The organism is Psychrobacillus sp. FSL K6-1464 (assembly GCF_038003145.1).
Lineage (GTDB): Bacteria > Bacillota > Bacilli > Bacillales_A > Planococcaceae > Psychrobacillus > Psychrobacillus psychrotolerans.
The window spans coordinates 2,681,314-2,694,849 of sequence record NZ_JBBOOP010000001.1 but is presented as its reverse complement, the minus strand read 5'-3'; the positions used below and the strand labels follow the sequence as shown (position 1 = coordinate 2,694,849).

Below are 13,536 nucleotides of genomic sequence, written 5' to 3'. Positions count from 1 at the left end.
TATTCTATTATCTGAATAAACACGTAGAAAGCAGGGGGAACGTTGTCAGCAATAGAAGTAATATCATGGCCTTTCAAACAAGAAAGCATTAGCAAAATAAACAACACAGAACAATACTTAAATTACCCCGTTATTTATGTGCTAAATGGTAACAAGGAAGCTTATATAGGCGAGACAGTGTATTTCAAAAATCGTATGAAAGCACACTTAAAAGCACGGAAAAATATAGATCAAATTAATCTGATTAAGCACGAAAAGTTTAATCGTTCGGCAACGTTTCATTTGGAAACGAAGCTTATTAATTACTTCCTTGGTGATGAAAAGTATACGTTACAAAACAAAAGTAAAACGGCTAGCGATTTTACTCATAACTACTACAACAAACCTTACTACGATCAGCAATTATTTATAGAAATTTGGCAAAAGTTATATGACCAAAAGCTAGTTAATCATGAGCTACATACAATCGAAAATAAAGATATTTTTAAATTGTCTCCATTCAAGGAATTATCTATAGAACAAATCGAATTAAAAGAAAAAGTTCTCGAATTTTGTGAGAAACAAGTAAAAGTAAGCTCAGAAGAATATGGGAGCTTATTAGTGATTGAGGGGGAAGCTGGAGTAGGTAAAAGCGTTGTTTTAAGCTCTATTTTTAATACGATTCAAGAGCGGGCAGAAGAAGCTTCTTCACCTCTTTCTCAAACAGAAAATTATTTAGCTGTAAATCATGAAGAGATGTTTAAGACGTATAAAGGCATTGCGAAACAGGTGAAGCATTTAAAAGGGAAGAACTTTGCGAAACCAACACCATTAATCAATACACTTCAAAAACAGAATAAAAAGGCGGATATCATTTTCGTAGACGAATCTCATTTATTACTTACCAAGCCAGATACGTATAATAACTTCCATGGAAATAATCATTTGGAGGAGCTTTTAAAATTAGCAAAAGTAGTTGTCATTATTTACGACCAAGGTCAGGTTCTGAAATTGAAAAGCTTATGGGGGGCAGCAGCCCTAGAGCAATTAAAAAGGAAAAGCACTTATCATGAAGAGTATCAATTAACAAATCAGTTCCGTATGCAAGCCAATGATGATGTTATCAACTGGATTAATGCATTCAAAAATAAGCAATTATTGCCAATACCTCAGGACAAGAACTATGAATTCAAAGTGTTTGAGACAATGGAAGATATGCATGAAAAAATTAAGGTGCAAAACAATGAATTTGGGCTAAGTCGAGTGGTTTCAACATTTGATTACTTACATAAAAAAGATGGTGGTACCTATTATGTGAACGAGTCAAATGGTGAGTACAAGATGCCTTGGAATACTACAAGTACGAAATATACCTGGGCTGAAAAACCAGAAACGGTAAACGAGGCTGGGTCTATTTATACAATTCAAGGTTTCGATTTAAATTACGTTGGTGTGGTGCTCGGGCCATCTGTTAAGTATGATACAGCTAAAGATGAAATTGTCATTGATACAAGTAAGTATATGGATAAAGGTGCTTATACAGGTACAGAAGGCATTGCCAATGTAAATGAAGCAAAAGAAAAAATCGTTCTTAACTCCATCAATATTCTAATGAAGCGTGGAATCAAAGGACTATACATTTATACAAGTGATGATGCATTACGAAACAAATTATTAGAATATCAAAAAGCAGGTGAAACACATGAGTGAACTTGAGCAACTAAGCGAAAAAATTCTGCAATTCAGAGACGAACGCAACTGGCATCAATTCCATAACCCTAAAGATTTAGCATTATCATTATCACTTGAGGCTAGTGAGCTATTGGAACTTTTTCAGTGGAAAACGAGTGAAGAGGCTGTTGAAAAGAACTTAGAGAAAATGAAGGAAGAGTTAGCAGATATAATAACTTATGCACTTTTGTTTGCTAATGAAACTAATATTGATGTTGTGAGCGCAGTACATAAAAAATTAACTAAAAATGATGAGAAATATCCTGTGGAGAAGTCATTCGGGAGTAATAAAAAATATACAGAATTTTAGTAAGAGTATTCCATGACCCATCACCTCAAAAAAATGAGCCATGCTTACACGTAGGTAAGCATGGCTTATTTAATGGTTAGATACTTATGCCAAGAGAAACCAGTAAGTAGTTTAGTGATACGATTGCAACAGAGATGTGTAACAATACGGTTAACCAATTCTTATGTGTTCCTTGAAAGTCTTGCACTAGCATTGCTACTGACCATATGAAAATAAATAGGTAAGCAAGCTGTAATAGTATAGCTGGTAACATTAAAAAACCTCCTTTTCCATATTATATGAAATAAAAAGGAGAAGGATGACAGTGGAAAACGAGTGAAGAGGCTGTTGAAAAGAACTTAGAGAAGATGAAGGAAGAATTAGCGGATAAATACTATACATCAAAAATTAACTAATAATGAAGAGAAATATCCTGTGGAGAAGTCATTCGGGACTCTAGGGGTTTTTCTTCAGTGTAGTGGCTTTCACCTAGCTTCACTGAGTATCAATCAAACGTAAACTTTGTAAATTCCACGTTTGTTTCTAACATAGGGAACAATTGACTTTTTATATACATATTTTATACAATTATAACTCGACTGAAATTTTAGAAAGTTTAGGGGGGAGTATCATAATGGACACTATATATGAAGAGGAATTAAAGAGTTTGCAAGAAGTTTTATCTACACTAGATGACCGAATACACAAGCTAGAAAGTATTCCAGTTTATCATGGAGATAACTATACCGAGCAAGTTCTTGAAAGTATGAGGGAGTTAAATCGGCAAAACTTACGAATTGGTGTACAGGAGCCATACTTTGGTCGGTTAGATTTTAGGGAGGATGGCCATTTAGAGCCAAATCCATTATACATTGGGAAAGTTGGTGTTTCGGATGAGGCAGCCAAGAAACCAATAGTGATTGATTGGCGTGCACCAGTTGCGAGTATGTTTTATTCCTTCAATGGTGGAGAAGAACTGGCTTTTTATCAATCGCCTGATGGATTGGTAGAAGGAGAAGTCTATTTAAAAAGAAACATAGCCATTCGTAAAAGAGAACTAGAGCGTGTGGTGGATACGTATGTAAAAGGTAGTGAAGATGTATCCCTGACAGACGAATTTCTCTTATACCGATTAGGTGAAAATAAAGATAATAAATTAAAAGATATCGTTTCAACGATACAATCTGAGCAAAATGAAATTATCCGAGCTGAGAAAAATATACCGTTATTGATCCAAGGGGTTGCAGGGAGCGGAAAAACAACTGTCGCTTTACATCGCCTTGCTTTTTTAATCTATGAATATCGTGAACAGCTACAAGCAGATAGAATGATCATTTTCGCACCAAACAGTTTGTTTTTAGACTATATTTCTGGTGTGCTTCCTGAACTGGGAGTAGGTAATATTAAACAAACTACTTTTCCAGAGTGGGCGTTACGACTCTTAGATAATGCGGTGAAATTAAAACAACCAGAAGAAAAGTTGAATGAAGCTTTTTCAATTAATCGTGACAATAATAAAGTGATGCTCGATAAATTGAAGGGGTCAATCAAGTTTAAGTCATTTATTGAAACAAGTCTCATTCAATTTGAAGAAAATCTAGTACCAACAACGAATCTCGAACTTTGGGATCAAGCTGAGATAACAGTAGAGGAAATTAAGAAGTGGTTATTGGTTGAATATAAGCATTATCCATTAACAAAGCGCAGGGAACGATTAGTTGCACGAATCAAGCGTTGGATAGAGATAGAACTTAAAAAGGTCGAAGGAACTAATGAGAAAAAGCTATTGAAAAAAGAGGCTAATATAAGATTAAATGCATATATGAAGTTCTGGCCGAAAATAAGCGCTTTATCGTTTTATACATCCTTGATGAAACGAAAAGAAATTGTAGAACTACTGCCAGAAGGGCTTGTACGAGAAACAGAAAAGAATTGCCAAAAGAAAGAAGTAAATGTAGAAGATTTAGCACCACTCCTCTATATTCATCACCAATTAATAGGAATAGAGGGCAAACAAAAATTTCATCATGTTGTCATCGATGAAGCACAAGACTTTTCACCATTTCAAATTTATCTTTTAAAAGAGATTACACTGGGAAATTCTTTTACCATTTTGGGCGATTTGTCTCAGGCAATTTATAATTATCAAGGTATTGAGGACTGGAATGACTTTAAAGAATTGTTTCAAGAAACGGGTTATTATGAACTGACGAGAAGCTATCGTTCGACAAAGGAAATTATCGAATTTGCAAATGAGGTTATAAAGCATGCTGAAGTTCCAGTAGGTCTTGCAACACCAGTTTTTCGTAGTGGTGAGAAAGTGAAAGTGATTGCTACGGATGATCAAATTCACGAAATCGTGAAGGTATTACAAGATTTAGGAAAAGGAAATCTCAAGACGATTGCGATAATAGGTAGAACAGACGCTGAATGCCGTTCGATACATGAAAAGTTACTAACTGCAGGGATTAATGCGAACGTCATTGAAGCAAATCAAAGTAAATACGCTGGTGGTATTTCAGTAGTTCCTGTGTATTTAGCTAAAGGATTGGAATTTGATGCAGTGCTACTTATCGATGTGGATGCAAGTCACTATAAAGATTCAAAGTATGATGCCAAATTATTATATGTAGGCTGCACGAGGTCTCTCCACGATTTACGTATTTTCTATTCTGGTGAAGCATCACCATTAATTCAAGGAATTCCAGAAGAATTTTATGAAAGTAAATAATAGATGTTGGAAGAGGATTACTCTATGAGATGTTAGAGGACCTCTTTTTTGCGTTATTTTAGCGTGAGTAGAAACTGTAACTTTTTAAAAGCATGTCCTTGTGTAGAAATATTCATGTTAATTCAAACAAACATGAATGTTGTGATTTACATATATCTTTGCTAAAAGGATTAGGAACGACTTTGTTTTTTATTTTCATGGTAGTACCAATAACTGCCCCTTTTCCTGCATGGCAGTCTGGCATAATGCGAACATTGGCACCTGTTACAAATTGTTGATCTAAGAATGATTTAATCTGTTCCATTGTCATGTCATCAATATTTTCTGTAAATACTTTTGCAGTATCAAACTTACCTTTAATTATTTTCATCATTTCAAACTTCCTCCTTTTTATCACCTATGTAACCATTCGAGTAAGGAGCAATAATCCCTTTTTCTTTAACGTAAATTTTATCAATTTTTGTCTAGCATTTTTATGGCAGCTAAAAACCTTCTAATTCAAAGGATGAATTAGAAGGTTTTTCTATCAAATCATAGTTACTATTAAATTAGAACGGTATTTCCAACAAGAATAACTATTCAGACTGTTTAATAGTTTGCTTAAATAGTCGGAATAATAATCCTTAACTGCTATTCATTTAAAGAAACACTATTTCATCTTACTTTTTGTTTTCTCATCCATTGGGTTGCGACCCACTTCTCACCTGTTATAACTGGTGCTCCACCATGTAAAGTTAAATCGTTTATATTTTGATCATTATAAAAATACTCGAAGTAAACGGCCATCCCTTTTTTGGGTGTTACTGAAAAGTTTAGTTTAGGGAAGTAAGTTTCTCCACCTTCTTCTACATCATTTAAGTACATAACAAGTGTACTGATTCTATTATTGTTTGCTGCTTTACTAGTGGATGAAAAGAAATCATTATGAGCTCTATACTCTTGACCGGGTGTATATTGGAGTATTTGAAGGCCTTCTCCGTGTTCTATAGGTATGTTCATGATAGAGGAGACTCTTTTTTCAACTCTCGCGACAATTTCATTTTCACTTTCTTCGAAAAACATACTACTACTTGTTCTCAGTTCATTTACTTCGCGTGACGCTCCAATTTTGGAACGGTTCAATTTGTCCTTAGACAACCTGATTAGTTCCTCGCACTCTTCATTACTTAACACATTACCCAATAGCACTATTAGTGGTTCCTCTAAACGAGTGACTATGTCAATCTCTCTATCTGTCATTATTTTGTTGCCAACGTGATCGAATATAGTTTGCTCTTTGTTGTCCGTTATCAAGTGCAAATCTCCTCTTAGACTATTAAATTTTCAAAGCTAGTAAGTTATTATGTGAGAATATAATGCTAACGGTTAACTATTCCTTAAAATATTTGAATTAAAAGGAATTAACTTATGCTCCTTTCTGGAATTAATTTCAATATATTTTATCATACTATTTTTATATATCGCAAATATACAAAAATTATAAATATTTTTAGAGATATCATTAATCAATATTGGAATTTATTACATCATTTATTACGAAAAAGTTATGATAATATAACAATAGTGTTTCAATTAAAAATGAAACTTATTAATTTACTTTATGGAGGAAACAGAATGGCAGCAGGTATGAATAAACAAGAAATGAAACAAGCAAAGAAGGATGCGAAAGCATTACTGAAAAAACCTTTCTATAAAAAAGTATGGTTTTGGATTCTTGCGATAATCGTGGTAATAATTATTGCTAACTTGGGTGGGGAAGAAACACCAAAAAATGAATCAGCAGCTACCGGTTCAACAGAAAAGGCTACACCTGCTAAAGAAAAAGCTGAAGAAAAAGTGTTCGGCATTGGTGAAGTTGTAAAGGTTGGAGATGTAGAGTTTACAGTTAATTCAACTTCAACTGCTAAAAATGTAGGTGGGGAATATGGAACAAATGCACAAGGAACGTATCTATTATTAGATGTAACTGTTAAGAACGTGGGCAATGAAGCAATCACAACTGATACATCATTCTTCAAACTATTATCAGGTGAAAAAACATATGATGCTGATGGAAGTGCTTCAATCTATGCTAATGAAGATACTAACTTCTTCCTAGAACAAGTTAACCCTGATCTATCAGCTAATGGTGTTGTTGCATTTGATGTAACGGATGAAGTAATAAACAACCCTGAATTGATGGTTCAAGTTTCAACTGGCTTCTTTGGAACCGAAAAAGGAACAATTAAAGTAGCAAAATAATATTTAGAAAAGATGGTGCTTGAAGGAAACTTCAGGCACCATTTTTTAATACGTTAATTAAAAGGAATGGCTATGTTAAAGATGCGGGTTGGTTTTTCGTAGTTTGTGAAGTGTTACACTTAAACTAACGCGGCAGGTTAGTTCAACAAGATAAAAGTTTTAAAAGAGCATTTTAATATTTTGTATTTATGGTAACTTTAAGTAAGTTATAGAAAAAAGTAATGGGGGAGTGTTTTAAGATGGAGAGAGACGAGAACTATTTACGAGCTAAAAAAAGGGTAGAGAATTTAAAATCGTTTTATATTCATTTAACGGTCTATGTACTAGTTAACGTTATGCTTTTTTTAATAAATATAATCTCTGACCCAAGTAATTTATGGTTTTTATATCCACTTGTAGGCTGGGGAATAGGTGTTGCTATACATGGTTCGACAACTCTTTCCTTCGGGAAATTTGGAACAGAGTGGGAAGAACGAAAGATTAAAGAGTATATAGAGAAAGATAAATAATTTTTTTTTGAAACCTAAATTGAGGGCTTGTTTGGGAGAATACTTTAAAACAAGTATTCTCCAAGGAACTTATCCTCATTAATCTAACGCCGCAGGTTAGTTGAAAAGTGAATTGAATTTGAAAAGGTATTTTTACAGTTTAAAACGAATAGTTAATCATTGAATTAATGAGTTGGGAGAGATTGAATGTTTCCAATATTAGAGACAGAACGACTAATATTAAGAGAATTAACCAAAGAAGATGCAGAAGGTATTTTTGCTTGTTTTTCTAACGACAATGTAACACGTTATTATGGACAAGAAACATTAGATAATATAGAACAAGCAGAGAAATTCGTTGATTTCTTTTCGAAAAGCTACATTGAAAAGAGAGGCATACGTTGGGGAATTGAAAGAATAGGAACAAAAGGTATTATTGGAACAATTGGCTTTAATGCTTGGTTACCTAAACATAAAAGAGCAGAAATAGGTTACGAAATTCATCCAGAGCATTGGAGAAAAGGATACACTTTTGAAGCAGTATCTAAAGTTCTTTCATATGGTTTTGATGTTATGGATCTAACTAGAATAGGTGCCGTGGTATTTATTGACAATGATGCATCTAATAAATTATTAACTAAAATTGGCTTTCAAAAAGAGGGAGTTTTGAAGAAATATATGTATCAAAATGGTGTAGCAAATGATACTTATGTCTATTCATTACTAAAGAATTAAATAAATATTCTTCTTCAACTAACGGGTGCTTTACTTCAATAAGGAGTAAAGCCTTTTTTCTTAATCAACTAACGAAGCAGTTTAGTTGAACAAGAAAGTACTTTAGTGGAGGGTCTTTAGTTACTTAGGATGTAGAAAAACGGGATTTTATTGGAGGAAAAGAAGTGAAAAAAAGAAACGAAATATTTTTTGGACTTACAATAATTGCACTCGTTATTGCAGTTTTATCTTTTATAGACCCTGTTGATAATAAGGATGTGACTCCAACTAATCAGGATGATGTAACTGATTTAGAAAAAGAGAACGAACATTTGAAACAAGATATTAAAGGGTTAGAAGACTCTTTGTTTGAATCAAAGAAATATATCTTTGATTCCAATTTAGCGAAGGATTATTTCTCAGACCCAGAAACAGAAATACTTTATAAAGAAATTGAAGAGACAAAGTACGTTATCGTTTATATAGATGTACATGGAAATCATCTTTATGTTTCATCAAAGGAACCGTGGTATGAGATTTTATTAACCATCCCTACCTTAGAGCCAGATGATGGAATTACGTGGGATTATATTGGAATGGGGAATTCGTTCGATGATAATGGAATAACTAATCACTTTTTGGGTGGTATTATTACCAATAACGAGATTAAAGATGTGCATGTATCATTTAATGGAGAAGTTTATGAAGCCAACATTTTTAAGATAAATGAAAATATGTATGGTTGGTATAGTATTTATAAAAAATCATCGGGATTAGATGAAAATACCGTAAAAATACAAGCTCTTGATGAAGATGGATTTATTATGTGGCAAAAGACACTCCGTTGAATACTTAAAATCAGCAATGTAAAAAATTAATGTCCAATCTAATAAATTGAAAATCCTTATAGTTAAACTAACGGTTGCTTTAGTAAAGTGCTTGTTCATCTAAAACGGCAGGTTAGTAGAAGAAGAAAAAGGATTTTTTGTATTTAACACGAAAATAAATAGGTGAGATATGGAAGCAAAATATTGTCGATTTTGAAGATGCAGATTCGTTGTATGTACAAAGAGGTCAATTTTCACCTCTAAAAAAGAAGGAGGAAATTTTTTATGCTGTTTATGTTGATTGTCAAAGCCTCGAAGAATTCGGAAGCCGGAAACCTCCCGAGCCCCGATCTCATGGAAGCTATGGATCAGTACAATGAGGATTTAGTTAAGGCTGGCGTACGGGTTATGGCTAAAGGACTTCATCCAAGTTCAAATGGGATTCGCCTTGCGTTTCCAGGGGAAAAGCCGGTGGTTACGGATGGCCCATTTAAGGAAACGAAAGAATTGATTGCCGGGTTCATTCTGATTGATGTGAAGTCGAGAGAAGAAGCCATCGAGTGGGCCATGCGGATGCCGGACCCGCAAGGACATGGGGAAGGTCAGATTGAATTACGTCAAGTATTTTAAGTGTCGGAGCTTACCGAGGAACTTTTAAACAAGAACTGAAGCTAACTATTGGTTGGCGGCTTTTGTTTCTCATTCCACTAACGAGTGCTTTACTTCAAGAAGGAGTAAAGCCTTTTTTCTTATTGAACTAAAGCAGCAGGTTAGCGGAATAAGAGATATAATTATTATAGCTATACTCGTAGACAATTGATAAAGGAGAAATCGCATCTTATGTTTAGTTTTTTAAATATAGCAAAATTAAAAAAAGATGATTTAAAAGGCATTGCAAAATTAATGTATCGGGATGTATCAGATGATTCCTGGGATAAAGAGAACCTAACTAAAAGAAATTTAGACTTCACTATTGAGAGCATTCGTTATATTGATATGTATGCAAAAAGATTAATAAATACGGATTTTGGTACTGAACTATTAAATAAGCATTTTGATAATTTTGTGGTTCGAATAGGTGCGTATATTGGTGAGGTTATCAAAAATTATATTAATCAAGACTTTTACTGGTATGAGTCTGATTCTGTACTTAATTACTCTCCCAGTCTTGATGAAGAGTTAAGTGATAGCAAAACACAGAGTGTTCTTTATTCTAAAAAGAGGGATATGGTGATATTACCTTTGAATGTGGTATCGCAATTTTTGAAAGGGAACTCGCCATACAATGATCTCCTTACTTACGTAGAAGAAGTGATTAAGCAAAATACTTAAATAAGAAATGTTACTCAACAAACGGGTGCTTTACTTCAAGAAGGGGTAAAGCCTTTTTCTTATTGAACTAAAGCAGCAGTTTAGTTGAATAAGAGAAGTGGAGATGGGTGAAAATATGACAAATTCGTGGGAAGGCTTTTTAGACATAATTGCGTTAGACCAAAGTATCAGACTAAAAGCAAATTTACAGATTTTAATGGATTCATTTCCCAAATGGTAATCCAAATAAATCCTTGTTGGTAAGTTTATTCGACCAGATTGAAAAAAATTTATGGGAATAAGAGATGCACAATCTTTTGGTGGAATAATGGTAGAAGTCTTAATTCAAAGACTATTTAGTAAAGACGATTTGGATTTTTTACAGTATTTTTGGGATGAAATAGTTGGAAATTTCTTTGTTGTTTTTACCAGAAGAGGTTGATATAAAAAGAACAAAAGTCGAAGGCGAGGAAGCATTCATTGGAAAGTGTTTAAAAACAACAGTCACACAAACTATTATCAGTTGTTGGATTATAAAATAAGAACCTCCTGACTAAATCAAAACGATTAATGTCAGGAGGTTCTATTTAAATACGTTCTTTATTTTTATAATTCGGAAGCATACTTGTTTAACTCTTTACTCATCGAGTGAATTTTGGTAATGATGTTAGAGATTTCTTCAGTAGAGGATACCTGGTCTCGTCCAACAATAACAACCTCTTGTATGGAAGCTGTAATCTCATTCACAGACTTTTGGATGTTAGTTAATGTTTGTCTTATTTTTTCTGTGGAAGAAACTGTTTCTAAAGAAAGTTTTCTTATTTCATTAGCAACTACTGTGAAGCCAAGACCTTTATCACCAGCCCTTGCTGCTTCAATAGCAGCATTTAACCCCAAAAGATTTGTTTGATCAGCGACTCTCTTAATGAAATTTAGTACTTCATCCGTATTATTCACTTCTTCCGAAGCACGATTGGACTTTTCTAACAATACATTACTTATTTTTGAGAGACCTTCCGAGCCATCTTTTATAGATACAACACGATTATTAGCTTGTTCCAGTGATTGTACAATCTGCTCTGAAATGGTGATATGCTCCCAATAAGGTAGACAGATGAAATAATAAAAAATCTGTTTCCCTTATTGGGGGTTTTTTTATGGGTAAAAGTGCTTTTACTGCACAACAAAAGTATGAGGTAATTGTATCTTATGAGAATAGAAAAACTTCAAGTATAGACTTCTGTCGTCAATACAATGTTTCTGACGAAACAATTAAAGAATGGATTTACCAGTTCCAAACATATGGAATGGACGGGCTTAATAATCCTAATGGATGGAAAAGGTATTCTAAAGAAGTGAAACTGGCTGCGGTGCTTGACTGTCTTTCCGGGAACTATTCTCAAACCGAGATTGTACGCAAGTACAAAATTTCCAGTGGCTCAGTGTTACGAAGGTGGATAAAGATTTATAATGATCATAGAGGTTTAAAAGAGATGAAAAGGATGAATAACTCTATGATTAAAGGTCGGTCTACTGCACTTGAAGAACGTTTGGAAATAGTTATGTACTGTTTTCAGAATGGAAAAAATTATCATCAGGCGTCGGAACAGTTCAACGTTTCCTATCAACAGGTGTATCAATGGGTAAAGAAGTTTGAGAAAGAAGGAGAAGACGGACTTAAAGACAGGCGCGGCCGGACTAAGGCAGAGCTAGAATTAACTCCCGATGAGAAGTACCAACGTGATATGAAGAAGTTAGTGAAGGAAAATGAGCGTCTTCGTGCAGAAGTTGCATTTTTAAAAAAGTTAGAGGAACTAGAAAGGAGGCGTTGAAAGAGACGTCCTTAAGCCAAGTTCGATTGACCGATAAATATATAGCCATTCAAGAACTTCATGAGAAAGAGAAATTTTCCATTGTTCTTTTATGTGAGATCTCGAAAATTCAACGTTCTGGCTACTATAAGTGGCTTGATCGCGTCCCTTCGGAAAGTGAGAAGTTGAATGAGGAAATTCTTAAGGAGATATTACTTCTACATAATAAGGTGGATGGTATATATGGTTATCGCCGCATAACGATGAATCTGAGACGTACCTTATCGAAGTCTATTAACCATAAGCGTGTTTACCGACTGATGAAGATTGTCGGAATCCAGGCGGTTATTCGATGTAAGCGCAAGAAGTATAAATCAAGTACACCACGGCACGTGGCTGAAAACGTGTTGGACAGGAATTTCAACTCCGAGAAGCCAAATGAAAAATGGCTGACTGATGTGACCGAAATGAAATACGGAGTCTCACAGAAAGCTTATTTGAGTGCGATTTTGGATTTATATGATGGATCTATTGTGAGCTATCTACTAGGTACTTCCAATAATAATTCATTGGTGTTTAAAACCCTTGATTTAGCTTTGGAAGTTAGCGCAGGAGCAACTCCACTGCTTCACAGTGACCGAGGATATCAATATACTTCCTCTACATTTAAAAGGAAAATAGAGAAAGCAGAAATAGTACAGAGTATGTCAAGAGTAGGACGGTGCATTGATAATGGACCAATGGAAGGATTTTGGGGAACACTGAAATGTGAGAAGTATCATTTAAACAAGTACAGTACGTTTGAAGAGTTGAAGAAAGCTATTGATGAGTATATTCAATTTTATAATACGGAAAGATTTCAAAAAAGATTAAACGGCCTTAGTCCCTTAGAATACAGAGCTAAAGCCGCCTAGTGTCTTTTATTTATTTCCACTGTCTATTTGACAGGGGGCAGTTCAATACATTTTCCAGCTCATTTTTTATGCATTTTTAAATCAACCTTTACCTTTAACATAGCCAAAGGAATTTACTTATGCTCCTTTCTGGAATAAATATAGTCATTAGTTGGTTAATCATTTCATCGGTGACCTTTAACTATTTTGTGATAATGTATTTAAGAGGAGGGATACCCATGAAATGCGGTGCAAAGTGTTTTATTGTGGAGGCTGAAGTAAATGGCAAAATGCAATCGATACCAGTGACAGCAAGAACTTCTATTCAAGCTAGAAAAACTGTATCTCTAGAGTATGGCAAGGAATTAAAGATAATTGCAGTGAAGGCTGATACCGATTCACTGTAATTTACATAAAGAATTTTTCGAATAAAAAGCACCTGTTACCTGATCTATTTGCAGGGAAAAGGTGCTTAAATTATATACAGTCTAACTAAGGGTTCTCTATCCTATTAACATATT

Annotated in this window: 15 protein-coding genes; 11 read left to right on the top strand and 4 right to left on the bottom strand. The window is 34.2% G+C overall.

Going from position 1 to position 13,536, the window contains the following annotated elements:
- Positions 1 to 42 precede the first annotated feature (42 nt).
- Both MKX39_RS13660 and MKX39_RS13655 read left to right on the top strand, forming a co-directional pair.
- Positions 43 to 1,689 (top strand): DUF2075 domain-containing protein, encoded by a 1,647-nt coding sequence (locus MKX39_RS13660; RefSeq protein WP_340769852.1) that lies wholly within the window; start codon positions 43 to 45, stop codon positions 1,687 to 1,689.
- Entirely contained in the window at positions 1,682 to 2,020 is a 339-nt protein-coding gene (locus MKX39_RS13655; protein WP_340763131.1) for a nucleotide pyrophosphohydrolase, read from the top strand. The genes MKX39_RS13660 and MKX39_RS13655 overlap by 8 nt, the downstream gene beginning before the upstream one ends.
- Before the next feature lie 76 nt (positions 2,021 to 2,096).
- Here the strand turns inward: MKX39_RS13655 and MKX39_RS13650 are convergent, their stop codons facing one another.
- The gene (locus MKX39_RS13650; protein ID WP_175496292.1) at positions 2,097 to 2,273 is read right to left on the bottom strand and encodes a hypothetical protein; all 177 of its coding nucleotides are present in this window, start codon (positions 2,271 to 2,273) and stop codon (positions 2,097 to 2,099) included.
- A gap of 360 nt (positions 2,274 to 2,633) precedes the next feature.
- Between MKX39_RS13650 and MKX39_RS13640 the strand changes: the two genes are divergently transcribed.
- Positions 2,634 to 4,730 (top strand): HelD family protein, encoded by a 2,097-nt coding sequence (locus MKX39_RS13640; protein ID WP_340769851.1) that lies wholly within the window; start codon positions 2,634 to 2,636, stop codon positions 4,728 to 4,730.
- A 112-nt stretch (positions 4,731 to 4,842) separates the two neighbouring features.
- On the opposite strand, the gene MKX39_RS13635 is transcribed toward MKX39_RS13640, so the two are convergent.
- Together MKX39_RS13635 and MKX39_RS13630 are read right to left on the bottom strand one after the other, a co-directional pair.
- Complete coding sequence (locus MKX39_RS13635) at positions 4,843 to 5,103, bottom strand: RtcB family protein (RefSeq protein WP_340769850.1); 261 nt, start codon at positions 5,101 to 5,103, stop codon at positions 4,843 to 4,845.
- Positions 5,104 to 5,384: 281 nt separating this feature from the next.
- Positions 5,385 to 5,969 (bottom strand): 2OG-Fe(II) oxygenase, encoded by a 585-nt coding sequence (locus MKX39_RS13630; protein WP_093537820.1) that lies wholly within the window; start codon positions 5,967 to 5,969, stop codon positions 5,385 to 5,387.
- A gap of 375 nt (positions 5,970 to 6,344) precedes the next feature.
- Between MKX39_RS13630 and MKX39_RS13625 the strand changes: the two genes are divergently transcribed.
- The 6 genes from MKX39_RS13625 to MKX39_RS13600 all read left to right on the top strand — a co-directional run bounded on the left by MKX39_RS13625 (position 6,345) and on the right by MKX39_RS13600 (position 10,332).
- Positions 6,345 to 6,971 (top strand): DUF4352 domain-containing protein, encoded by a 627-nt coding sequence (locus tag MKX39_RS13625; RefSeq protein WP_340769849.1) that lies wholly within the window; start codon positions 6,345 to 6,347, stop codon positions 6,969 to 6,971.
- A gap of 239 nt (positions 6,972 to 7,210) precedes the next feature.
- Positions 7,211 to 7,480 (top strand): 2TM domain-containing protein, encoded by a 270-nt coding sequence (locus MKX39_RS13620; protein WP_340769848.1) that lies wholly within the window; start codon positions 7,211 to 7,213, stop codon positions 7,478 to 7,480.
- A gap of 186 nt (positions 7,481 to 7,666) precedes the next feature.
- Positions 7,667 to 8,194, top strand: a complete 528-nt coding sequence (locus MKX39_RS13615; protein WP_340769847.1) for a GNAT family N-acetyltransferase — start codon at positions 7,667 to 7,669, stop codon at positions 8,192 to 8,194.
- A 164-nt stretch (positions 8,195 to 8,358) separates the two neighbouring features.
- On the top strand, positions 8,359 to 9,021 hold the full coding sequence (locus tag MKX39_RS13610) for a hypothetical protein (protein ID WP_340769846.1): 663 nt from the start codon (positions 8,359 to 8,361) through the stop codon (positions 9,019 to 9,021).
- Between the two features lie 264 nt (positions 9,022 to 9,285).
- On the top strand, positions 9,286 to 9,630 hold the full coding sequence (locus MKX39_RS13605; protein WP_093537611.1) for a YciI family protein: 345 nt from the start codon (positions 9,286 to 9,288) through the stop codon (positions 9,628 to 9,630).
- Between the two features lie 210 nt (positions 9,631 to 9,840).
- A complete protein-coding gene (locus MKX39_RS13600) occupies positions 9,841 to 10,332 on the top strand; it encodes a hypothetical protein (RefSeq protein ID WP_340769843.1) in 492 nt (163 codons plus the stop codon).
- A gap of 585 nt (positions 10,333 to 10,917) precedes the next feature.
- Here the strand turns inward: MKX39_RS13600 and MKX39_RS13595 are convergent.
- Complete coding sequence (locus tag MKX39_RS13595) at positions 10,918 to 11,343, bottom strand: methyl-accepting chemotaxis protein (protein WP_340771454.1); 426 nt, start codon at positions 11,341 to 11,343, stop codon at positions 10,918 to 10,920.
- Between the two features lie 125 nt (positions 11,344 to 11,468).
- Here MKX39_RS13595 and MKX39_RS13590 point away from each other — a divergent pair.
- Together MKX39_RS13590 and MKX39_RS13585 are read left to right on the top strand one after the other, a co-directional pair.
- A protein-coding gene (locus MKX39_RS13590; protein ID WP_340769842.1) for an IS3 family transposase occupies positions 11,469 to 13,036 on the top strand; the annotation gives its coding sequence in 2 pieces (ribosomal slippage) (positions 11,469 to 12,108 and positions 12,108 to 13,036; 1,569 coding nt in all).
- Positions 13,037 to 13,254: 218 nt separating this feature from the next.
- A complete protein-coding gene (locus tag MKX39_RS13585; RefSeq protein ID WP_340769841.1) occupies positions 13,255 to 13,422 on the top strand; it encodes a hypothetical protein in 168 nt (55 codons plus the stop codon).
- Positions 13,423 to 13,536 lie beyond the last annotated feature (114 nt).

What these genes read in the sequence shown, in the direction of transcription:
- MKX39_RS13585 (WP_340769841.1), top strand. Translation starts at nt 13,255, where the DNA reads ATGAAATGCGGTGCAAAGTGTTTTATTGTGGAGGCTGAAGTAAATGGC.
- MKX39_RS13650 (WP_175496292.1), bottom strand. Translation starts at nt 2,273, where the DNA reads ATGTTACCAGCTATACTATTACAGCTTGCTTACCTATTTATTTTCATA.
- MKX39_RS13620 (WP_340769848.1), top strand. Translation starts at nt 7,211, where the DNA reads ATGGAGAGAGACGAGAACTATTTACGAGCTAAAAAAAGGGTAGAGAAT.
- MKX39_RS13655 (WP_340763131.1), top strand. Translation starts at nt 1,682, where the DNA reads ATGAGTGAACTTGAGCAACTAAGCGAAAAAATTCTGCAATTCAGAGAC.
- MKX39_RS13630 (WP_093537820.1), bottom strand. Translation starts at nt 5,969, where the DNA reads ATGACAGATAGAGAGATTGACATAGTCACTCGTTTAGAGGAACCACTA.
- MKX39_RS13600 (WP_340769843.1), top strand. Translation starts at nt 9,841, where the DNA reads ATGTTTAGTTTTTTAAATATAGCAAAATTAAAAAAAGATGATTTAAAA.
- MKX39_RS13615 (WP_340769847.1), top strand. Translation starts at nt 7,667, where the DNA reads ATGTTTCCAATATTAGAGACAGAACGACTAATATTAAGAGAATTAACC.
- MKX39_RS13605 (WP_093537611.1), top strand. Translation starts at nt 9,286, where the DNA reads ATGCTGTTTATGTTGATTGTCAAAGCCTCGAAGAATTCGGAAGCCGGA.
- MKX39_RS13635 (WP_340769850.1), bottom strand. Translation starts at nt 5,103, where the DNA reads ATGATGAAAATAATTAAAGGTAAGTTTGATACTGCAAAAGTATTTACA.
- MKX39_RS13625 (WP_340769849.1), top strand. Translation starts at nt 6,345, where the DNA reads ATGGCAGCAGGTATGAATAAACAAGAAATGAAACAAGCAAAGAAGGAT.
- MKX39_RS13640 (WP_340769851.1), top strand. Translation starts at nt 2,634, where the DNA reads ATGGACACTATATATGAAGAGGAATTAAAGAGTTTGCAAGAAGTTTTA.